The organism is Pseudomonas sp. CCI3.1 (assembly GCF_034313985.1).
Lineage (GTDB): Bacteria > Pseudomonadota > Gammaproteobacteria > Pseudomonadales > Pseudomonadaceae > Aquipseudomonas > Aquipseudomonas psychrophila.
Genome location: NZ_JAVIWO010000001.1, coordinates 598,828 through 618,530 on the forward strand (window position 1 = coordinate 598,828; position 19,703 = coordinate 618,530).

At 51.5% G+C, this 19,703-nt stretch carries 21 protein-coding genes and 2 pseudogenes; 16 read left to right on the forward strand and 7 right to left on the reverse strand.

From position 1 onward, the window contains the following. Positions 1–1,312: 1,312 nt before the first annotated feature. The gene (locus tag RGV06_RS02475; protein WP_322149273.1) at positions 1,313–1,975 is read left to right on the forward strand and encodes a hypothetical protein; all 663 of its coding nucleotides are present in this window, start codon (positions 1,313–1,315) and stop codon (positions 1,973–1,975) included. Between the two features lie 90 nt (positions 1,976–2,065). After that, positions 2,066–2,548: a hypothetical protein gene (locus RGV06_RS02480; protein WP_322149274.1), complete on the forward strand. Its 483-nt coding sequence runs from the start codon at positions 2,066–2,068 to the stop codon at positions 2,546–2,548. Here RGV06_RS02480 and RGV06_RS02485 read toward each other — a convergent pair. After that, positions 2,508–2,717 carry a hypothetical protein gene (locus RGV06_RS02485; RefSeq protein WP_322149275.1) on the reverse strand — a complete coding sequence of 70 codons (210 nt, stop codon included), beginning with the start codon at positions 2,715–2,717 and terminating at the stop codon, positions 2,508–2,510. The two genes, RGV06_RS02480 and RGV06_RS02485, sit on opposite strands and share 41 nt — an antisense overlap. Positions 2,718–2,996: 279 nt before the next feature. Between RGV06_RS02485 and RGV06_RS02490 the strand changes: the two genes are divergently transcribed. Both RGV06_RS02490 and RGV06_RS02495 read left to right on the forward strand, forming a co-directional pair. Beyond that, entirely contained in the window at positions 2,997–3,326 is a 330-nt protein-coding gene (locus RGV06_RS02490; protein ID WP_322149276.1) for a hypothetical protein, read from the forward strand. Between the two features lie 16 nt (positions 3,327–3,342). Continuing rightward, on the forward strand, positions 3,343–4,269 hold the full coding sequence (locus tag RGV06_RS02495) for a hypothetical protein (protein ID WP_322149277.1): 927 nt from the start codon (positions 3,343–3,345) through the stop codon (positions 4,267–4,269). A gap of 29 nt (positions 4,270–4,298) precedes the next feature. On the opposite strand, the gene RGV06_RS02500 is transcribed toward RGV06_RS02495, so the two are convergent. Further along, on the reverse strand, positions 4,299–5,174 hold the full coding sequence (locus tag RGV06_RS02500) for a helix-turn-helix transcriptional regulator (RefSeq protein ID WP_322149278.1): 876 nt from the start codon (positions 5,172–5,174) through the stop codon (positions 4,299–4,301). Between the two features lie 384 nt (positions 5,175–5,558). Between RGV06_RS02500 and RGV06_RS02505 the strand changes: the two genes are divergently transcribed. The 8 genes and pseudogenes from RGV06_RS02505 to RGV06_RS02535 all read left to right on the forward strand — a co-directional run. Further along, positions 5,559–5,705 (forward strand): hypothetical protein, encoded by a 147-nt coding sequence (locus tag RGV06_RS02505; RefSeq protein WP_322149279.1) that lies wholly within the window; start codon positions 5,559–5,561, stop codon positions 5,703–5,705. 66 nt (positions 5,706–5,771) lie between these two features. Beyond that, on the forward strand, positions 5,772–6,128 hold the full coding sequence (locus RGV06_RS25720; RefSeq protein ID WP_416194543.1) for a 4-fold beta flower protein: 357 nt from the start codon (positions 5,772–5,774) through the stop codon (positions 6,126–6,128). A gap of 124 nt (positions 6,129–6,252) precedes the next feature. Next, positions 6,253–6,852 carry a DUF6338 family protein gene (locus RGV06_RS02510; RefSeq protein ID WP_322149280.1) on the forward strand — a complete coding sequence of 200 codons (600 nt, stop codon included), beginning with the start codon at positions 6,253–6,255 and terminating at the stop codon, positions 6,850–6,852. 566 nt (positions 6,853–7,418) lie between these two features. After that, positions 7,419–7,817: an inositol monophosphatase family protein gene (locus RGV06_RS25725; protein ID WP_323566597.1), complete on the forward strand. Its 399-nt coding sequence runs from the start codon at positions 7,419–7,421 to the stop codon at positions 7,815–7,817. A gap of 746 nt (positions 7,818–8,563) precedes the next feature. Beyond that, the gene (locus RGV06_RS02520; protein WP_322151814.1) at positions 8,564–9,097 is read left to right on the forward strand and encodes an SH3 domain-containing protein; all 534 of its coding nucleotides are present in this window, start codon (positions 8,564–8,566) and stop codon (positions 9,095–9,097) included. Between the two features lie 199 nt (positions 9,098–9,296). Continuing rightward, positions 9,297–10,859, forward strand: a complete 1,563-nt coding sequence (locus RGV06_RS02525) for an ATP-dependent nuclease (protein ID WP_322149281.1) — start codon at positions 9,297–9,299, stop codon at positions 10,857–10,859. Beyond that, a complete protein-coding gene (locus tag RGV06_RS02530) occupies positions 10,844–11,878 on the forward strand; it encodes an AAA family ATPase (protein WP_322149282.1) in 1,035 nt (344 codons plus the stop codon). The genes RGV06_RS02525 and RGV06_RS02530 overlap by 16 nt, the downstream gene beginning before the upstream one ends. A 654-nt stretch (positions 11,879–12,532) precedes the next feature. Beyond that, positions 12,533–13,039: pseudogene (locus RGV06_RS02535) on the forward strand (IS66 family transposase); the annotation flags it as partial. Between the two features lie 158 nt (positions 13,040–13,197). Here the strand turns inward: RGV06_RS02535 and RGV06_RS02540 are convergent. Continuing rightward, positions 13,198–14,136, reverse strand: coding sequence for a LysR family transcriptional regulator (locus RGV06_RS02540; RefSeq protein WP_322149284.1), 939 nt, complete (start codon positions 14,134–14,136; stop codon positions 13,198–13,200). A gap of 121 nt (positions 14,137–14,257) precedes the next feature. Here RGV06_RS02540 and RGV06_RS02545 point away from each other — a divergent pair, with 121 nt between their 5' ends. Both RGV06_RS02545 and RGV06_RS02550 read left to right on the forward strand, forming a co-directional pair. Continuing rightward, on the forward strand, positions 14,258–15,184 hold the full coding sequence (locus RGV06_RS02545; protein ID WP_322149285.1) for an alpha/beta hydrolase: 927 nt from the start codon (positions 14,258–14,260) through the stop codon (positions 15,182–15,184). A gap of 386 nt (positions 15,185–15,570) precedes the next feature. Next, positions 15,571–16,068 carry a hypothetical protein gene (locus tag RGV06_RS02550; protein WP_322149286.1) on the forward strand — a complete coding sequence of 166 codons (498 nt, stop codon included), beginning with the start codon at positions 15,571–15,573 and terminating at the stop codon, positions 16,066–16,068. Positions 16,069–16,211: 143 nt separating this feature from the next. On the opposite strand, the gene RGV06_RS02555 is transcribed toward RGV06_RS02550, so the two are convergent. Further along, on the reverse strand, positions 16,212–16,838 hold the full coding sequence (locus tag RGV06_RS02555; RefSeq protein ID WP_322149287.1) for a class I SAM-dependent methyltransferase: 627 nt from the start codon (positions 16,836–16,838) through the stop codon (positions 16,212–16,214). A gap of 186 nt (positions 16,839–17,024) precedes the next feature. Here RGV06_RS02555 and RGV06_RS02560 point away from each other — a divergent pair, with 186 nt between their 5' ends. Further along, positions 17,025–17,234: a hypothetical protein gene (locus tag RGV06_RS02560; protein WP_322149288.1), complete on the forward strand. Its 210-nt coding sequence runs from the start codon at positions 17,025–17,027 to the stop codon at positions 17,232–17,234. A 57-nt stretch (positions 17,235–17,291) separates the two neighbouring features. Here the strand turns inward: RGV06_RS02560 and RGV06_RS02565 are convergent, their stop codons facing one another. Continuing rightward, positions 17,292–17,501, reverse strand: coding sequence for a hypothetical protein (locus tag RGV06_RS02565; RefSeq protein ID WP_198822575.1), 210 nt, complete (start codon positions 17,499–17,501; stop codon positions 17,292–17,294). A 600-nt stretch (positions 17,502–18,101) separates the two neighbouring features. Between RGV06_RS02565 and RGV06_RS02570 the strand changes: the two genes are divergently transcribed. Next, positions 18,102–18,458: an MmcQ/YjbR family DNA-binding protein gene (locus RGV06_RS02570; RefSeq protein ID WP_322149290.1), complete on the forward strand. Its 357-nt coding sequence runs from the start codon at positions 18,102–18,104 to the stop codon at positions 18,456–18,458. 225 nt (positions 18,459–18,683) lie between these two features. Here the strand turns inward: RGV06_RS02570 and RGV06_RS02575 are convergent. Both RGV06_RS02575 and RGV06_RS02580 read right to left on the reverse strand, forming a co-directional pair. Next, positions 18,684–18,869, reverse strand: a pseudogene (locus RGV06_RS02575) (IS5/IS1182 family transposase); the annotation flags it as partial. A 109-nt stretch (positions 18,870–18,978) separates the two neighbouring features. Then, complete coding sequence (locus RGV06_RS02580) at positions 18,979–19,548, reverse strand: MepB family protein (RefSeq protein WP_322149291.1); 570 nt, start codon at positions 19,546–19,548, stop codon at positions 18,979–18,981. Between the last annotated feature and the right edge of the window lie 155 nt (positions 19,549–19,703).

Genomic DNA, 19,703 nt, shown 5'->3' on the forward strand with positions numbered 1-19,703 from the left:
AAGGGATATTCAGCTGTTCGCGGCGGAACCCGTAATGTAAGGGCGCCACACAGAGCATAACGACAAGCCACCGTCATCACTTCATTAGCCACCATTAGTCGGAAATTCAAATTATCTGATCCTTAGATCATTAGATCTCGTTCATCCCTAGATACCGATCTATACGGACACCTAAATAAACCTCATTCACGCTCACAAAAGTGACTGCTAATCGCTAATTGCGATCCTCACTTATGAGCTAGTTTAAAAGGTTTTCGGCAGGCAGGGACACCACTGCTGGCTAAGTTTCTCTCCAATAAAAAATAGGGTGTGACTTTGTGAGCGGTAATCAGCTTAATTGGGGACATCTCTTCCTCAATGAGTCCTCGCTCCAAGTTTTTCATGATGAAGCTGTTCTCTAGAGTTTGAGTACACCTTACGGCGAAGCGCTGCTTGGTTCCCTGTGACATCGCCTTAAGGTTTGGACTTTTCAAACGCAAGCAGCAAATTACTACCCGATAGATAGCACCTTCAATTTCTACGAGATCACATTCTTGATTCAGCAAATGTGAAAAGATCATATCGGCTTCTCTCTTGAGTGGTATCAGTAATGAATACAACAGGAGGGGTTTAGTCAAGGTGAGATGACTAGTGGTAGGCAATTTTCCGACGGAATATCAGTATGTTAAAAGTATACTCATTGACTGTAACCGGCTAACGAAAAGGAGATTTTTCCGATAGCTCAGTACGAAACGGAGCATTGGGAAGACTTGCTGATTGACTCGCCTGACGGCTTGAGACGCGCCTACCTGCCCGAATAGAAAGTTTCTAAATCTAGGTTAATGCATCTAGTTATCATCCAATTGATCTGTGGACGCCGCCCAGATCAATACCTACAAAACCTCCATCGTTTCTCTGGTATCAGTTGCCGGTCATATCACCTGCGGCAGAAGGCGTGCCGGTGAGATAATCAAATCCTGTCGCAGCGAATGCCGCCTAAGTCATCCAACGTTGCTCAGGCGGACGCTTGCAATCTCTGTTGGAAATTTTGGGTCTTGGGGTCGATCATCATCTGCGTCACACGTATCAGTCGACCAATCGCTTCAGGGAGGCTGCGAGTCAGTAGAGGCACGAAGATCTGCTGGGGCATTAGGGTTGTCAAACATTGCCCCTTAACGGCAATAACTCGCTTCGGAAAGCCGGCCAGAGTTAATGAGTATACTGTTAACATACTGATTCTTCGTCGGAAAATTGCCTACTACTAGTCACCTCACCTTGACCAAACCTCTCCTGTTGTCTTCATTGACTGTTACCACTCAGGAGAGAAGCCCATATGTCCTTTTCAGACATTTTTCACCCTGAAAGCGATCCTGTAGAGCCACATGACGCGCCCAATCATGTGGTGTTTAGCTGCTTGCAGTGGAAAACCCCAAACCTTGAAATCATGCCACGGGCAGCCAAGCAGAGCTTTGCAGTTATGTATGGTGACACGTTAAATCCGTATGTAACCGCAGCCTTGGAGCGCGCCTACATCCTAGGCGCGATGTCGGCTGTGAAGCTGATCGCCGTACACGAAGACCAGCTCTATCTCTTTCTGGACAGTGAGGTGTCGAGCACCACCTTCCGAGAGATTGAGACTCTGTGGACAAACGTCATCGGCATGGGTCGTATCCTGCTGGCAGTAGATTTTGCGAGCGTTAGCGAGGTCTACTCAGGACGCTCCGTCTACCTCTTTTGGCAAGATGCGAAAAAGGTTCTGGAATCCTATACCTTGGATATTGAGCAATATGAACTTCTGGCTCTCGATGATTTCTCGGATGATGGATTCATCGATGAAGATATGTGGTTTCGCTTTTCACCAGAGCACAGTGGTCAGCCCCAGGGTATTCCTCACTGTCCGGTCGAAATACCAAATTTCGCAGACATGATGGGGCATTCCAAATGTCCTACCTCGCCTTATTACATCCCCCTACATTATCGGAAGCCTGACGTTTGATATGTTAGCCCGAAGTGTCATGCCCCATGACAGCGCTGGCCCTACTCCACATCGGCTGTCATAACCGTAGCTTGGCCAAGGATGCGTATCATGATCTATTCCCGACTGCTTTATACCGAGGATGAGCATTCTCACAATGATGATCGTGAGGGCGCGTACATGATTTTTTCTACACAGCAGTTGTTCGGTGCTGACTGCATGCCACTTGATGCTGTGTGCATTCAGAAATTCGCTGTGCTGTGGGAACGTCAACCCGACACCAGGGTGATCGAGCAGTCGATTGTCTTGGCCATTCTCTCTCTAGTGAAGCTGTTGCATGCCTCCAAAGGGATGCTTGTCGTCGTGTATGACTCCACATTTATCGGCGAGAATTATGAGTTGTTTCACCTCGCTTGGGCGAAAATCGCTACCAGTGCGATGTATGACGAATGGATTGTACTGCTTATCAAAGATACCGATGCAGGGCGCGGCTTTGACGGCCCTTTAGCATCCTTTCAGAACTACAAAATAAAGGTGTCCTACGAAGTTCGACTTACTGGCACCACGGGCCCCATGTCGGTGGGTTTTCAATGATATCAATTGATGTGCTGAGCTCATCCTGCATGCGCTCAAAGACTCTGTTGAGAGCCCGGTGGGCATTTGACTCTCTCAGTGTGCTCACAAGCTGCAGCAGATCCCGGCCTTGAGCCAAGGGCATTTGAACGTTGCAATAGACTGTGTCGTCATCGTCTGTCTTACCCATCTGTCTCTCCACGTAAATTGTGGTTGTTTCGTGCCCTTCGGGAGCGGCTGTTGTGAACCGAGTCTACGTCTCGGCCCTGCGGGCTTCCATCCTCACGCCTGCGCGCTCCGCTTGCCGCTTGAGTCAGAAACCACATCGCCGCCTGAATTCCTTGAAGAGCTCGTAAGGCTGGACTTAGACGGCTTCGACGTTGGAAAATAGCCTTAAGCCATTACTCTCGCAAACAGAGCAATGCTTAACCCAAACCACCACTTCAAGGACTTCGCAGTGATCAGAGCAATGATTTCCCTGGACATCAAAAATGCTTCGACGACCCAAAGGAACGACTTCGACGCCAGCCTCGAGGAAGGAGGGTGGCTCAAACTTTCACAGGTCGACACCGTTTGGTGCAAGCGATTCACAGGGATTGAAGATACCGAGGAAGGAGCCAACGACGTTCGAAATCGCATCATTCGAAGGGTTAAAAAAGCAGCTGAAAGCGGCGCGATTGAGCGAGTCACGTACGTAGCCCAAATTTCAAACCGTGACGCGATCGGACGGATCGTTTGGTTAAAATCTGGCGAATACGTTCATCGCCATTACGACCCCTACCCCACCGAAGTCGAGTAGTCAGTGAAACCAGCCCATGAGAGTGGAAGAGATGGCTTCGCATGTGACCGAGGATCCTACCCGTCACCACTTCGACCAATTATTTCCCAGAGGCGGCATGAAAGCTTTTGAGAAGTATGCTGAGCGTATCAAGCTCGATGATCTGGAATCTGTGAAGCGTCGGCGGATGTGGCCAGCGATGGTGAAGCGGATTCAGGCTGTGTTCGACGAGATTGAGCACTCACCGCTAGCTGGCCATTTTGGATCTTCCTACCTTCATCCCGTCGTTCCAGACGCTTACCGGCATCTGCCAGAGGGCCAATACCTTGCCCAGTTGCAGTTGACATGTGGTCTCCGGATGCCTGGCCTCGATAACTTGGAAAAAAGCGAAAAACACCCTCAAGGCGTCGCCAAAACCCTCTTCGAAAAAGATGCTGCACTGTGGCTCAACCAATCTCCTTCGGGGGCTGTCACAGTATTTATGTCGCCGTACAGCTCTGCAGTGCTGAAGATGACCGAAGATAACATCATCCTGGGAATGTACTCGAGCCCAGAAAAATTGACTGACAAGGTGATCAGGCAACTGTTCTCCACGTTCTTCAAGTACCTCTCGATAACGAGCGCCCACCACCAGCAAAGTGTGAGGGATTACGCCTGGCGGTTGTGGCTGATGTACAAGGATGCCAGGACGAAAAAACACGAAGGCTTCATCAAAATGGTGGAGAGGCTGCTTCTTGCTGCTGGTGCCGTAGCCTGCATCTGGGTGATTATCCCTTCCGCTGCGAGCCCTGGGGCTAATGCACAAGCACTGCAGCAACCGGTAAACGCGGGTCTTCAAGGCGCTCAAGCATCAACTCAGCTTGAACGCCTCTGCGCGAATAAATGGTTGGCACTTGCGCGGCCTCGGCAGGAGGATGCCTCTCGCTGCCCCCCCTCTACGCCCGCTCAGATTCCCTACCGATGAACTCATCTCGATAGGGCCCGACCTGACTGTCAGTTGGGACTTTTATAGCCCGGCGCAAGCTTGGCGCTTTTAACACCATAGAGAGCCAAGGGGTCGCTCAACCAGAGCCGATAGGCCTCGTCGGCAATGCTGTGATCGGTCGAGCAGTCCACGTGGTACTGCTGCAGCACATACCCAGCCATCGCGGCGCGCACCCGCAGCCTAAGCACGCCGTCAGGCATCTCGTAGTCCCGCATCATGATTTGAGCGCAGTTTTTATCTGGGTGCGGGACTAGGGGTAGATCCAGCATCCGATTCCACTGGTCATCATTCTTTAGAGTCTCTTTCTCCAAGGGCTTCTGCCCCTGCTGAATCTGAGCAGCGCCGACTCGGGCTAGAACAAAGTCCACGAAATCTTCGCGCTTTCTATCGTAAGCCCGGACATGCCAGCGAAGGCCATCACAGCTAATGGCAAAGGGCACAATTTCACGCTCAGATTCACCCGAGGCCGACGTATAGCTGACTTTCACCACCTGGTTCAGGCTAATCGCGCGCGAGATCGGCGCAAGGATCTCCACCTTAGGCTGGCTGAGCAGCGAAACGGATTCGTTGAGAATGAGCGGCTTCTCAGCATCCAGGCTGTACCCGTATCCCTGAGTTAGAGCAGTTAGCACTCGCTCAGGCGGATGCGCTACCAGCGGAGAAAATGTTTCCCTGATCACGTAAAGCTTGCTGACGGTGTCGAGTTCAGTGTTGCCTGGAGCAATTTCACGATACTGAGCAAAATCTCGAGTAGCAGCCGCAGCGCCCAAACCGAATCGATCCATCAGATCATTACGCGAGACCACACCCGTGAAATACAGGCGAAAATCGATATAAACCAGGCGCTCACGCTGGGCCTGGCTGTATTCGCTCAATTTACTCATATCCACTCCGTCTTGCCTTTTCACCGTCTTACCTGTCTCGCTGTCCGACCAAAAGCATGGCCGGTCATTTTATGAGGTCGCATCGTAGCACACGATCGCTTGACCTAATCAAATTGATGATGATAGGCTTTGCACATGGATTCGGTAGACCCTTATCTACAGCACCTGACGTGAATCGGAAGGGGCATGGATGGAGGCAATCAGCCAGAAACGAAAAAGCCGATCAAGTTCGCACCTTGACCGGCTTTAGGAAAAAGATATCTGAACTGGTTCCAGATATCTCTCGCGCTTTTGTTCAGAAAGCTCTGCGATGGTAGCCCTTGTGGGCTGCTGACGCAAGGGTAGCGAGTTCTGTGTTCGAGCCGCCTCGATAGGAGACAAGCCATGTCTCAGCTCGAAATGTTCGACAAGCCCGAAGTCGAAGGCGAGGTCATCTACCGCATGACCATCCGCACTCGCAACGGCAAGGTGATACGTCGCGCCAACGGCCAGCCGTTTCGCATCGTAATTCGCCCTAAAGCGGCCAATTAATTTTGATCGCTTAACAGAGCTCAGGGCACATCGGTGCCCTGTCCTCCTCTCGGATGGAGAGTTTTCATGTCATTGAATTTCTACGATCGAGCCGGTGCCCCCATCGCGTATACCGATGATGGTGAGCACATATTCACAATCCGCGGTCGCCCCGTAGCCTACCTATATGATGGCTCCGTTTACTCCTACCAGGGACATCACCTAGGCCTCATGGCTGACGGAGTCATACGCGACAACAGTGGCCATGTCGCCTTTTTCACCGATGGTGCAAGACTTGGGGTAACGAGGCCGATGCTTCGACTGATGCCACTTAAGGGGTTGAAGCAACTGAAGCCTCTTAAGCAGTTGCGACAACTCAGGCCGTTGAAATCGTTGAATCGGAGCACCTGGTCTCAGCTCTCCGGTCAGCAATTTTTCTTCTAATCACCAATCAGATAACTCCCTCACACATGGACGTGTTTGGGTGAGTAACCTTTCAATACCCTTGCTTGGTCATTGAGCGCAATTCCGGGATTCCACCAGTTGGTGGCTTATTTAGAGGTACGTAATGGAAGACCTGGCCACAGAAATAATCCCGCTGGTTCAGACGCTGATCCCGGGCTTTCTTACCGCCATGATTTTCTACTGGCTGGCAGATGTGAAAAAACCTGGCCAGTTCGAACGCACCGTTCAAGCACTGATCGGCACCGGCCTGATCACCATGATGGTCGCAGGCATCAAGGCAGGCCTGAGCTGGGTTGGTGAGCACTACTTCACGTTGGGTGAATGGACGATCCAAGTAGAGGGTGTCTGGGGTATCGGCCTGGCGGTGGTGCTGGGCTTGCTTTTAGCCTTCGCGTCGAATCATGACTACCTATATAGGTTCGCCAGATGGCTGACCCTCACCTCCCGCTCCTCGTACCCAGAGTGGATATATGCATTTCGTAAACGGGAAGGTATGACCGTCGTGCTGACCTTGCTCGATGGTCGCCGGCTGTTCGGGTATCCCGCCGTATGGCCGACCGATCCCAAGGAAGGTCATTTCCTGATCACCCAGCCGTGCTGGATGGACGAAAACAATCAGTGGATAGAGACGCCTGGGATCGAGAGCTATCTCATCGCCAACTGCGACGTCTACCTGATCGAATTCTTAGAGGAGGTAACCTAAAGTGAGCAACGAGAACCAGCCTAGGCAGCATGTACTAGAGCAGCGGACTGCCAACGATGGCATGAACGTCAGCCCTCCGGCACCAACCAATATCCGCCCTAAAGCACCACCACCAGCGCCGCCAAAGGCTCCAAAAAAATAAGAGGTTGATCATGTACGAAGAAAGAGGCATATCGCCCCAACCACGCCGGCCCAGCGTTGGACAATCAAGTCCGTCTAAGCCATTTTCCCAGCGTCCAGCTACGCCTCCCAAGGCGCCACCACCTCCAAGCAAAAGGTGATCAGCATGACCAATCAAACTGGTGGCAAGATTCACGTTAATGACGGCATAAGCAAGCAAACAACAAGTCAGCGCCCGGCTGCTCCACCAGCTGCTCCGCCACCAGCTCCTCCAAAGCGGTAAGACTGTAAAGAGAGGGTGCGGACGTGTTTGGAATTGGCGGCATGCGGCTAAGGATTGGCTAGCTTTCATGATGCTAACATCAGGTCTTGGAATCACACCGATGCTACGAAGATGCGCCTCCTTCTGAACTCAGAAGTGCCCTCCCCCTGCGCTCGGAGCTAGCTTGAAAAACCTGGACGCGCAGCAAATCCTTCCGTTAGTAATCTCTACAGTTGAACAAGCCGGGCGGTTCCTAGCTCAGGAGTACGTTCGGCCTGCTGGTCGGCGGGGATACGGGGATAAAGCGGGTATCGATCTCGAGATTGAAGAAGTGCTCCGAGCTGAGCTCTTGAAGCTTTTGCCCTGTGATTGGTGGGGTGAGGAGACGGGGCATGTGCTGACGGGGAACAGCCTGTGCTGGGTGGTTGATCCGAACGATGGCACTAGCGACTTCTTGCGTGGATTTGCGGGCTCGGCGGTGTCCGTAGGTTTGCTTCAGGGAAACATGCCGGTACTAGGCGTTGTGCACGCGCCGTTCACTGCAAGGGTGAGTCCGATTGAATTGCTTGGGCTGTCGGCATAGATCACCTGTTACGCAATGACCCCCCGATTCGAGTCGATCTCTCGCAACAAGATCTCGATGAAGGCAGCCTTGTAATGGTCAGCACTGCAGCGTCCGATATCCCGCAAAGGTAGAAGAATTCGCCCAGCCCTAGAGTATTGAAATAATCGCACATGATCTCAGAAATGATTGCCCAGCATCCGCGTGGAAAACCCTGGATGTGCTAGGGAACATTGCCGGTCTGTACGACTATCTCGGCTGCCGACTGAAGCTCGTTGCCAACTCAAGCGCTGCTGAACGAAGCATTTCCTATCCCCCATTAAGAAGGGCCCCGCAGGGCCCTCCATTTGTACTCAACAGATTTTACTGGGCCAGCCAGCTCTCGACTGTGTCGGAACCGTGCTCGGCTTATCGATCATCGCTACGTACGGCATGATCGCTGTCGATAATGCCCCTGGTGATGAAGGTGAGTACGTGAAAAACCAATACGTTATCAAGGGCGACATTGTCAGAGAAGTCCCGACATGATCCATGGCCGCGCTTAGCGGGTAAGCCATTCAAAACACTGCAACACAGAAGCCGCCGAATGGTTTCGTTGCTCTGAGGCAAGCAGCAGATGTTTTGGGTACTGGGTCTTGGCAAGCCGAAGCTTTCGGAGCTGCATAGGCTACAAATAGTGAAAGCTTGGCTAAGCTCTCAACAGGTTGTGACGTCCTGTTGGTCAGGAAGACAGCCGTTGTAATAAGTGCTGATCGAGAGCAATGGATATGCGCAAAAAATCCCAGTCATGGCTTGTCCCACTTCTCATTCTTTTTGCCGTCCTATGGGCAGTGGGGAAGAAAGACACGCCTCCAGCCCCGGCACAACCGGGCGCTCTGATCACGCCAAGTACGTTAGCGTCGATCTCTCCGGCCTCATCGTCAGCACCGGCCCCTGCCTCCACAACTGACCAGTTCGTGAGCGCTGATAACCTGAATGTTCGGGATCAACCAGGCGGTAAGGTCATCTCAAAGCTGAAGCGAGGTGAAAAGGTTCAGGTCTTCGAGACCCGGAATGAATGGGCACGCATCAGCATTTATGGTCAATCTTCGAAATGGCTTTCGTCCAAAAGTCTATGCAGTGGGTCTGGCTGCTACGTTGTTTCAAAGCCCAAACCAGTGACTCAGCCGGCACAGCCTGTTCGTCAACAGATTCCTGCGTACGGCTCGTCCTGTCCTTGCTCCTCGGGCAACGTGTGCATCGGGCCTCGCGGCGGTAGGTACTGCATTACCTCAGGCGGAAACAAGCGCTACGGCGTTTGAGCGATCATCTGATGACGTCTCGACGGGGATTACAATTTCGCAGGCGCTTTAGAGACATAAAAACCGGTAGACGAGTCCATCTCGTATCGATAGGTTTCGTTGCAGATAGCCAAGTGTTAGCTATGAATCCGTAACCAACCTGACTCTATAACTCAGGTGGTTCTCCCTCATTTTTGAATTTTTCAGCTCAGGGATAGACATGCACACCATAAGGAAAGTGGTAATTCAGAATTTTAAAAAATTCAAATCTCTCAAGCTCGATTTCGAGTCTGGGAAGAATGTGTTGATTGGAAACAATGAGGCAGGAAAAAGCAGCATTTTGCTCGCTCTAGACCTCGCGCTCGGCGGGAGTCGCACCCGCATTGAGGCTCTTGGTGCAGAAGCACTGCTCAACAAGGATTCGGTCAACACCTTCCTTGCGGGGGAGAAGAGCCTGGAGAAACTACCTGAGCTGATAGTCGACGTTTTCCTAGAGGAAGGTGATGATGAAAGCCTCTATGGAACCAACAATGCCCACCAGCGCCAGACTGACGGTCTGCGCATGATCCTTGCGGTTATGACCGAGTATGGCGAAGCGGTGCAGACCATCTTGGCTGACGCTCAACCGAACTTCCCATTCGAATATTACGCTGTGCGGTTTGAAACGTTCGCCGGCAGGCCCTACGCAGCATTCAACCGGCCCATCAAGCACATGATGCTAGACGGTTCACGTATCGATGGCGACTACGCATCTCGTGAATACACCCGGGCCGTGTACGCTTTCAACGCCCCCGTGGAAGACCGCTATAAGCTTGAAAACCTGTATCGCAAGGGTAAGCATGCGTTTACAGGAGAGCATCTGGCAGCGCTCAACGCTGACCTTCCCGCGTACCAGTTTGACGTACGTACCAGCGTCCGGTCGAATCTGGAAACCGACCTAATCATTACTGAAGACAATATTCCGCTTGAGAACCACGGGAAAGGAAGGCAGTGCTTCATCAAGACCGAATTTGCCCTGAGCAAGCACAAGCAAGGAGGCTTAGATGTAATGCTATTGGAGGAGCCTGAAAACCATCTCAGCCATTCATCCATGAAAGCACTCGTCGCCAAGCTAGCGGAGAACGAGAGTACACAGCTTTTCATCGCAACCCACAGCAGCCATATTTGCTCAAGGCTTGATCTTCGACATGCCCTTTTGATCGGCCCGAATGCAGCAGCTGGCTCGCTTAAAGCTTTATCAACTGAGACCGCAGAATTCTTCATGAAGGCCCCGGACAACAATGTTTTGGAGTTCGCGCTTTCGAAGAAAGTGATCTTGGTTGAAGGTGATGCCGAATTCATCCTGGTGGAGGAGTTCTATAAGCAATGTACAAATGGGCGTCTGCCGCATGTCGATAACGTTCACATAATCTCTATTGGCGGCACCAGCTTCAAAAGGTACATGGAGCTCGCTAACCTGCTTGGAATTCGAGTCGCAGCCATACGGGACAACGACAAGAATTATCAGGAAAACTGCGTAGACAACTACGTCGACTTCGTTTCGGACAATGCCAAAGTCTTCGCCGACAGAGACGATGACCGTTCAACCTTCGAAATTGGGTTGCACAACGACAACGTTGAAATCTGCAAGACCGTCTTCGGGCCAGGACGAAAAACCCTTTCACCCTTGGAATACATGCTAGCCAACAAAGCAGAAGCGGCATTTGAGTTGCTCAAGGGCAAGCCCGGTGAACTCACCGTTCCAGCCTACATTGTGGAGGCAATCCAATGGATAAACGAGTAATGTTCGCTGTGGCAGGATCAGGCAAGACTACCCTGCTGGTGAACCGCCTGACCTTGGAGAAGCGCGCACTGATTGTCACCTACACGGACAACAACTATCGCCACTTGCGCGATAGCATCATTAAACGGTTCGGTCATGTCCCCAAGAACATTAACCTCCTAAGTTATTTCACATTCCTCCACAGCTTCTGCTATCGCCCGTTGCTGCAGGTGCACTTGGAGACTCGAGGGATCAGTTTCCGTACCCCACATCCCCGGACATTAAAACTCAAGCGCGACGATATGGCTTTCTACGCTAGTAAAAGCGGAAACCTATATCACAACCGCCTAGCAAAGCTTGTTGAGACCGCAGGGGCGATTCCTGACGTGATGGCGCGAATGGAGCGCTTTTACGATGAATTTTATGTCGACGAGGTTCAAGACCTAGCAGGCCATGACTTCAATCTGCTGATGGCATTGGCGAAAGCCAAGGTTGAAATGCTGCTTGTAGGCGACTTCTACCAGCATACCTTCGACACCAGCCGTGATGGGAACGTGAACAGCTCTCTTCACGCTGACATCGGCAAGTACGAAAAGCTTTTTCAAAAGGCGGGTGTCACCGTCGACAAGGAGACATTGAGCCGAAGCTGGAGATGTGGTGTAACCGTATGCGATTTTATTCGTGCACATCTGCAGATTGATATGCAGTCACAGCATACCTATGAAACCGACATCATACCGCTGGCCAATCAAGCGGATGCGAACGCCGTGCACGCGGACGCCAGCGTCGTAAAGCTGTTCTACCAGGAGCATTACAAATACGGATGCGTGTCTAACAACTGGGGTGCCAGTAAGGGACTAGATCACTATAACGATGTGTGCGTTGTGCTAGGTGCTACTCACTGGAAGAGCTACGAAAAATCCTCGCTTGATGCACTACCCCCACAGACCAAAAACAAACTCTATGTTGCCTTCTCACGGACGCGCGGGAGGTTGTACCTAGCACCCGAAAAGCTTTTCAAACCTTTCAAAGCTATTTAATCCGGAATCTGGATTGGCAGCGTCAAGTGTAAGGTTTGCTAAACGAGCATGCTTTTGTTGATGGCATGCCGTTCGAAGAGCTTACGCTGGGCAAAACCTGGCCGGACGGTTACAAGCATCCTCGGGCATGCCTCTACTGCAGTAAATGCGGGGACAGATTAAGCGGTTGCAGCTAAGGCTTGGTTGCCCCATCGTTCACCATCAAATGGGCCCGTTGCTGGCTGCGAATTAGGAGTAAAAAATTGCTTACCCGTCCCGATAAAGACGCCCTCAGTGCGATGCTGGAATCGCAAGTCCAAGAAAGGCTGCAGCACGACCCTGACGCGTTAACGACTTATGCAGCCAAGGCTGAACCAGAGCGCTAACAGTACACCAGCAAACCCACGGTTCAGGACAACGCATTTCACAAGGAGCTCGAGCAGACGCGTGCAGACGCCGAAGCTGGAGTGATACATACGCCTAAGCGCGAGCCGCAGGACGGAGGCGCTCTTAGCCTTAAGCTTGTTGATTATCCGGATGGATCTGTAAAACGTGCCACGGAGAATCCACTGGCGAGTACTGCTTGCCGGCTGATAGCAACGGAGACCAAACATGAGGAGGTAAAGTGGAGCCGGGCTAAAGCCCGAAAGAGCGATAGCCAAAGTAGCTTTAGCTCCGCATGCACGCCGGAAGTTCTTCGACTTGCACGCGACCAACAAGAGCCAGATCGCCGAAAAAGCGCTGCACTACGTCGCGGCCTTGTACGAAGTTGAACGAGAAGTACGTGAGCTGGAACTGGGTGATCGACAGCGAATACGGCAGGAAAAAGCAGCGCCGATCATCGACGCACTTCAAACCTGGATGATCGCCCAAAGACAGCTTGTGCCTGAGGGATCGGCCATCGCGAAAGCGTGGATTACAGCCTAAAACGCTGGATAGCGCTGACGGGCTGTGCCCATAGATAATAACTGGTGCGAGAATCAAATCCGGCCATGGGCTCTTGGGCGCTCAAACTGGCTGTTCGCTGGCTCGTTACGCAGCGGTAAATGTGCGGCGGCGATTATGAGTTTGATCCAGTCGGCGCGGCTCAACGGACATGATCCGTACGCTTACTTGAAGGATGTTCTTACTCGCCTAGCTCCCACGAAGCGCAGTCATGAGCATCTGCGCCAATCATATTGAGGATGTGAAAAACACCAGCGCACTAAGCCTCTGAGCTACTGGCCCCTTTGGTAAATGCACGGAATACGGGTGCAATGCCCACGCCTGGAAGTCGATGCTCAATGAATACGCGATGCATATGCTAGGCATCGACTAGCCGGGTGGGCCTCGCTCACGGGTCAGGCAGAGTGAATGCCCTGCGCAGAACGCTGCTCCCATGGCGGGCATGGTGACCAGGCCTCCACGAGCTTATCGATGAAGAGTCGAATTTTTGGAGATAGGTGCCGCTTGCTAGGGTAGATTACCCGAATAGGCTCTGCGGTCTCTGCATACCCTGCGAGCAATTGAACGAGTTTGCCGCTCCTCAAATCGTCATTTACCACATAGGAAGGAAGAGTCGCGATGCCCAAGCCAGCGACAGCTGACTGGTGCAATGACTCAGCACTGTCCATCTGTAGCCTTCCACCATGAGTAACGGGCACGGAGCTACCATTCACGCGAAAATTCCAAGGAAGCAATCTCCCACCGCTCACGAAATGCAGGCACTGGTGCTTGGATAAATCCTCAGGCGTTTTAGGCTCGTCATGCTCAGCCAGATACTTGGGTGAAGCGCAGGTAATCATTTGTTGATAGGCCACTGTGCGCGTGAGCAACCGAGAGTCTTCCTTGGGTGGCCCGATGCGCATGGCCAAATCAAATCCCTCATCGATCAGATCGACCAGCCTGTCGGAAAATGTGATATCGACGCTCAAGGAGGGCCAATCCTTAAGACAGCACTCAATGTGCTGAAGGACATGAAGTCTACCTAATGCTACCGGCAGGCTCATCCGTAGTCGTCCACTGGGTGTCGAACGACGAAACGCAAGGGCATCCTCTACGTCGTCCAGATCCTGCAGAATGCCCACACAGCGCTCATAAAGAACCTGGCCGTCATCCGTCATGCTCAAGCTACGCGTAGTGCGATTCAGTAAACGTACCTGTAAACGAGCCTCGAGCCTGACTATCGACTTCCCCACCGCAGAGCGCGTAAGGCCAAGTTGCTTGGCCGCCGCAGTGAAGCTTCCAGCGTTTACCGAGCTTACAAACGCTGCGATATCGTTCAGGTTATGGAGTTCCATGGGGCCTCAGGGGTCTCAACGTTCGGGCGGCTTAGCACCTGTTATGGGGAACCCTATTCCCCAATACTAAGCATAGTATCTCAATTAGCTAATCCACTCCCAACGATCAATTGAGGTCATTATGAACACTAAAGTCCAAGCAGCCGTCCAAACCTGGGCCAACAGCCTTGGCGATCTGGTACCCGTTCTGAAGGGAATCGATACCACCACAAAAATGAGCGACATCCGCGACACTTACGCAAAAATGCTCGCGCAAAATCCAGCGCCAGCTGGCGTTAAATTCGAAGCAGTCGACATGGGTGGCGTACCCGGCACACTGGTTACCCCGGACGAGATCAAAACTGACGCAGTAGTGATGTACATCCACGGCGGCGCTTACATTGTAGGTCGTCCAGACGGCTACCACGGCATCGGCGGCAATTACGCGAAAATGCTCGGTGCTCGTGTGTACATGCCGGACTATCGCCTTGCTCCTGAGCACAAGTTCCCAGCCTCTATTGACGACACACTACGCGCCTTTGAGTGGCTGCTTGAGCAGAAAATCCCAGCTAACAAAATTGCGTTCTCTGGCGAGTCGGCTGGCGGCGCGATGGTTGTCAGCGTCATGGTTGCGGCAAAATCGAAAGGGCTTCCATTGCCTGCGGTTGGCTCCTCCATATCACCATGGGCAAACCTTGAACACACCGGTGCTTCCATGAGCAACCGTGAGGGTCTGGATCCTCTGAACTCCAAGCCTGTCCTGGACATCCTCGCTAGAGCATTCCTAGGCGACACATTGGCCAATCACCCTCTGGCCTCACCTGTGTTCGCGGACGTCACCGGTCTTCCACCAATCCTAGTGCAGATCGGCGAGAACGAGCTGATGTTGAGTGATGCAATGCGCCTTGCAACTCACCTGGCTGATAACCGCGTTCGCGTAAACCTGGAAGTATGGCCTGCGATGTTCCACGCCTGGCACTTCTACGCCACCATGCTGCCAGAAGGTCAGCAGGCCATGGAGAGTTCGGTGCGCTTCATTGAGGCAGGCTTGGCCGAGGCTAATCCTTAACGCGTAGATCAGCCGCGACAACTATCCCGGCTGTCGCAGTTAACACATTGACATTAAAGCAAAGGTGCTAACCCAGGATGGGTATGAGCCTGCGCTGACGACGAGGCCCAAAGCTAGAGTTTTTCCGGCGCTCATGTTGAGTCGCCCCTGCTTTAGTTGACGGTCGATGACCGCTATTGGCCGGAAGCTGACCTTCGTGAGCGACTGCTATCGGCCAAAAGCGATCAGTTAGCGTTGAAGGGGCAGCGTATTGACCTGTAGCTTAAGGAGACTCGTGCAGAGAGGCTATACACGGCCTCTCAAGTCGCCCTCTTCGTTCGCTGGAACCGGAGCAGCCGAATCTTTAGCTTAATCATTAGGCCCTATTCGATCGCAGGCAACCAAACATGACTGAACACTCGCTGCACTCTTCATACCGTGAAAAGCTAATCGAGCATTTGCTTATTGGTGAGTTGTTGAAATTTTCATGGAAAACCAAAGACTTCAGTCTTGAAATATCTAAACCCGAGGTCGACAGATCTGGCTACGATATCATTGCCGAAGCAAATGGCATTATTAGACACATTCAACTCAAAGCCTCATTTATTGGGTCGAAGACGGCAACACATAAAATCCATATTTCGCTTGCAAAGAAACCATCTGGTTGCGTAGTTTTAGTTTATTTCAATAATGAAACACTTGAACTTGGGCCGTATTATTATTTTGGCGCTAGCCCTGGCCAACCACTAGCCAGTTTAGAGAATCTAAAAACCGCAAAACACACAAAAGGTGATGCAGCCGGTTTAAAATCAGAAAGGCCGAATATTCGTATATTGAACAAGGGCAGCTTCGTTGAATTGAAAACAATACATGAGTTATACAGCCAACTATTTGGAAACACCTAATAATGGTTAAAGCCTTTCGCTTCGTTCCCTAAGGAGGGAGAAGCCGCCCCCTTAGTTTAACGCTCGTCATCGACTGCAATGGGTCGATAGCAGTCACTCGTAAACGTCAGCTATCTACCCGCTGTAGCTAACACTTGCTACATTTAATTAAGCTTTTGAACGATCAAATCAAAACGATGCCAGTTGAGTGGGCCTGAGGGCGTTTGAGTCATTATTTGCGTCTCGCGAAGAAGATTTACTTCCAGCCCCTCGCACATCCGACGGATGTCTAGCTCGGAGTGGAAGGTCAAGTGAGTAAACGTCGACCAGCCATGCTGGGGACCAAAAAAATGCCCGACAAAAACTCCCCCTGGTTCCAACGCATGCAGAACCTGATCCCAGAGTTGCTTAAAACTTTTCGGCCGACAAAAAGGCAAGGCCAATCCGGCATGGATCAGGTTTGATCTAGGTAGTGCAGGCAAACATTCAAAATCCGAGAGGCAGGTAGTCAGCATTCCTGCATGCCCCCCTGAGCAGTTTGCTATCGTACGAGTAATTGCCTCTGGCTCATTGTCGACAGCCAAGACGTCCCAGCCCGACTGCATAAGCTGCTGCGCTTCCTTTCCTGCGCCGCACCCCAAATCTACTGCCTGGCGAGCAACTGAAAAATTACCAGCAAGGTTTATCGCTCGGGCTAACAGAAGGGATGGGCCTCGACGCTCGGCCTCATCATAAAAAGCGTCCCAGCTCGTCACGGATAAAACATCATCATTTCTTGAAATTGTTGCCAATCAGTTTTCATTCGAACTCCTTTTCATTGTTTTCTTTCAGCAGCATACGTTAAGCGTTTTTCTGTGGACAGGTGAAAGGCGGCTTATGGCTGATAGCTGCCTTTGGCCTGCGACAGCTCTGGGTCGAGACTGAATGTCAGTGGGCAGCAGCTAGACTGATGTGAGTACTGAGAGGGTGGGGTGCTGATGAAGAGGACAATTCTGGGAATGACCCAGGCTGGTGAGCCGTTGATCTTAGAGGCCTTAGAAGCTCTGCGTCTTTATCGTGAGGCTAAAACTTCAGGACGCCCACAAGAAGAAATTGATCGCTTGAAAATATTGGCTGAGTCGCTAGTCCAGGCAGTAACCGATTATCAGCTTTTAGCGGTTGGTGATGACTCCATCAAGCTTCACTAGAGCTATTTTCTAGTGATTTACTCTAGGTAAATGCTTCTCTGCATCAGTTACGTTTTTTCATTCAGGTGGCATGAGCGTTTTTAGTGAAACGTTGATGAACTCTTCATTCTGGGTAATTACGTCTAGCGCTCCACGAACATTTCCTCCTACCTCAGATGAGCCTTGTAGCTCAATCCATAGTGTCAGCTCCATGATGGCAGCCTCAAGGGCAAGCTGATTTTCATTGAGTTTGTAAAGGAGGGCGGGAATCAGGTCTGAGTTCATGATATGTAATCCTCTGTGAGGAAAAGCATAGACGGTGATGGTGCTGAGTGAGTGTTTTGCGATGGGTAGGATGCCGTGCGAGGGGGTGCTAAATCAGTTCCGCACCTCAAAACCAAACCCTTCATATACTTGGCGTTCAGCTGCCAAAATATGAAGCGCTTGCGGAATCGAATTATCCGTAAGCTTTTGATTTTTAAAGATAAAGTAGTGGGTTGCAAATCCGCCAACGCCGGTTCGATTCCGGCTTCGGCCTCCACATTCGAAAGCCCCGTAGATCAAGGTCTAAGGGGTTTTTTTATGCCTGCAATTTGATAGTCACTGAATCGCCCATAGTTTTGTAAACTTTTTCAAAGGACTGCTCATGGTCGATAGCTGCTCGTCACGAAGGGCTGCTTCCGGCCATAAGCAGCCTCTCGAAAGTTTCTACGAAACCAGGGGCTATTCAATTCAAGGTTCGGCAGTACCCACCCGCATGAGCTACACCTTGGGTATTGCTCTGTGCATATGTAGGTGCAGGGTGGCGACGCATAGCCGAGCATTGCCACAATGCGATTGCCAGATAGCTCCTCAGCTACCAAATAATCAATGCCCAAGGACAGTCTCATGTCATCTAGAAAAGCAGTGTTGAGCTATGTAGCGAAAGAGTTCGATATCCAGCCTGATTACCCTTGGAGTAAATTCCCAAAATACGCCGTCCTAAGGCACGCGGGATCTGAGAAATGGTTTGGAATAGTCATGAACGTACCCAAGGAAAAGCTAGGTCTTGCAGGCGAGGGAGAGGTTGATATTTTGGATGTGAAATGCCATCCGGACAAAGCGGGTTCACTTCGTCAAATGGAGGGTATTCTTCCGGGCTACCACATGAACAAAGAGCACTGGATCAGTGTGGTTTTGGACGGCTCGGTAGCAACCGAACACATACACGAACTCATTCAAGATAGTTACGAGTTAACTAAGTAGAGGGTCGAACTGACGAATCATAGTTATTCTGTTCCACAGATTTTATCTGCGCCCCCCATCGGGTGGTGTTTGGCTATTTTGACCGATTGCAACCTTGCACGAACGTCGGTTTCTGGCCCAGAGTGTGTAAAAACGCTTTCGCATCTTGAATGAATCAACTAGGCGCTCACTAGCCATTACGATTGCCGTAATAAGCATTACTGACGTTCCATCGCCTTCAGCAGCTGTACCAATAATGTTCATAACACGCTTCATGCTGTAGGCGAGTACATTCAGACTTACCTCCGCGCTTACTCCCACCAGTTTGCGCGTCAGGAAATGCGTTGAACCCATCCATTTTTTGAGCGTCCCGAAAGGATGCTCAACAGTCCTCTTTCGGATTCGCATCACGTCCGGTGTATGCTTCAAGCGACATTCTTATTCAGCTGCCAACGCGGCGGGCGAGTGAAGTCGATCAGTTGCTGCCACATAGGTGGACGTCGAACTTACCCAGAACGCTCATGAGTGACGGATAAGGATCTTAAACTTCAAATAACCGACGCACCTGCAAGGAATCGGCGCTTCCGCTTTGTTCAAGAGAAAGGAAGTATCGTAGTTGCCATTGTTGTGTCCTAACGGCCTCTTTGGCGACTGGTTTGACCCAAGGTGGATAAACGCGGATGGCGCGCTTACCGCCTTTACCGTTAATCGTCATGATGCCCTTTGATGCCAGTATCTTATGGTCGAAAACAAACTGTCCGCGATGAGTTGCATCGGACACACTCACCACAACAAAGGCTACGCCATCATCGACATCGAGAGGCGCAATGGTGCTGCCTGACCTCGGGCGCTTCCATATTGTGACGAACTGTCCAATCTTCGTCGGCGTTGTTTTAGTCACGCGGAAGACAATGGTGTGTCCGTTTAGGCCAAAGCGGGCGGCACTATACTCGGCACTCTCAGCCTCGCGTGAAGCCAGATCCGTCAATTGCAATCCCGCCGGCTTGTACACATCCTGGATAGCAGCTACCAGCTCGTTCGGAATATGGCCGAGGGCAGGGTCTGCCACGCCTGAATATTTTGTGTCTAGGTCAGTTAAATCGGATTTCAACGGGGACAACTCCTAAGCGACTCATGACCACACTATCCATTCCAGAGCATATGTTACTCCCTTCGACATGCCGAAGCGGACTACAACATCTCGTGAACGCAAGGTGGGATAGCCAGCCGCTTACGCCGAAGCTGGAGTGATACAAACACCTAAGC

Coding starts and splice junctions, on each gene's coding strand:
- RGV06_RS02520 (WP_322151814.1), top strand. CDS start 8,564: ATGCGCAAAAAATCCCAGTCATGGCTTGTCCCACTTCTCATTCTTTTT.
- RGV06_RS02545 (WP_322149285.1), top strand. CDS start 14,258: ATGAACACTAAAGTCCAAGCAGCCGTCCAAACCTGGGCCAACAGCCTT.
- RGV06_RS02475 (WP_322149273.1), top strand. CDS start 1,313: ATGTCCTTTTCAGACATTTTTCACCCTGAAAGCGATCCTGTAGAGCCA.
- RGV06_RS02500 (WP_322149278.1), bottom strand. CDS start 5,174: ATGAGTAAATTGAGCGAATACAGCCAGGCCCAGCGTGAGCGCCTGGTT.
- RGV06_RS25720 (WP_416194543.1), top strand. CDS start 5,772: ATGTCATTGAATTTCTACGATCGAGCCGGTGCCCCCATCGCGTATACC.
- RGV06_RS02480 (WP_322149274.1), top strand. CDS start 2,066: ATGATCTATTCCCGACTGCTTTATACCGAGGATGAGCATTCTCACAAT.
- RGV06_RS02530 (WP_322149282.1), top strand. CDS start 10,844: ATGGATAAACGAGTAATGTTCGCTGTGGCAGGATCAGGCAAGACTACC.
- RGV06_RS02510 (WP_322149280.1), top strand. CDS start 6,253: ATGGAAGACCTGGCCACAGAAATAATCCCGCTGGTTCAGACGCTGATC.
- RGV06_RS02490 (WP_322149276.1), top strand. CDS start 2,997: ATGATTTCCCTGGACATCAAAAATGCTTCGACGACCCAAAGGAACGAC.
- RGV06_RS02550 (WP_322149286.1), top strand. CDS start 15,571: ATGACTGAACACTCGCTGCACTCTTCATACCGTGAAAAGCTAATCGAG.
- RGV06_RS02525 (WP_322149281.1), top strand. CDS start 9,297: ATGCACACCATAAGGAAAGTGGTAATTCAGAATTTTAAAAAATTCAAA.
- RGV06_RS02560 (WP_322149288.1), top strand. CDS start 17,025: ATGAAGAGGACAATTCTGGGAATGACCCAGGCTGGTGAGCCGTTGATC.
- RGV06_RS02505 (WP_322149279.1), top strand. CDS start 5,559: ATGTCTCAGCTCGAAATGTTCGACAAGCCCGAAGTCGAAGGCGAGGTC.
- RGV06_RS02495 (WP_322149277.1), top strand. CDS start 3,343: ATGAGAGTGGAAGAGATGGCTTCGCATGTGACCGAGGATCCTACCCGT.
- RGV06_RS02540 (WP_322149284.1), bottom strand. CDS start 14,136: ATGGAACTCCATAACCTGAACGATATCGCAGCGTTTGTAAGCTCGGTA.
- RGV06_RS02485 (WP_322149275.1), bottom strand. CDS start 2,717: ATGGGTAAGACAGACGATGACGACACAGTCTATTGCAACGTTCAAATG.
- RGV06_RS02570 (WP_322149290.1), top strand. CDS start 18,102: ATGTCATCTAGAAAAGCAGTGTTGAGCTATGTAGCGAAAGAGTTCGAT.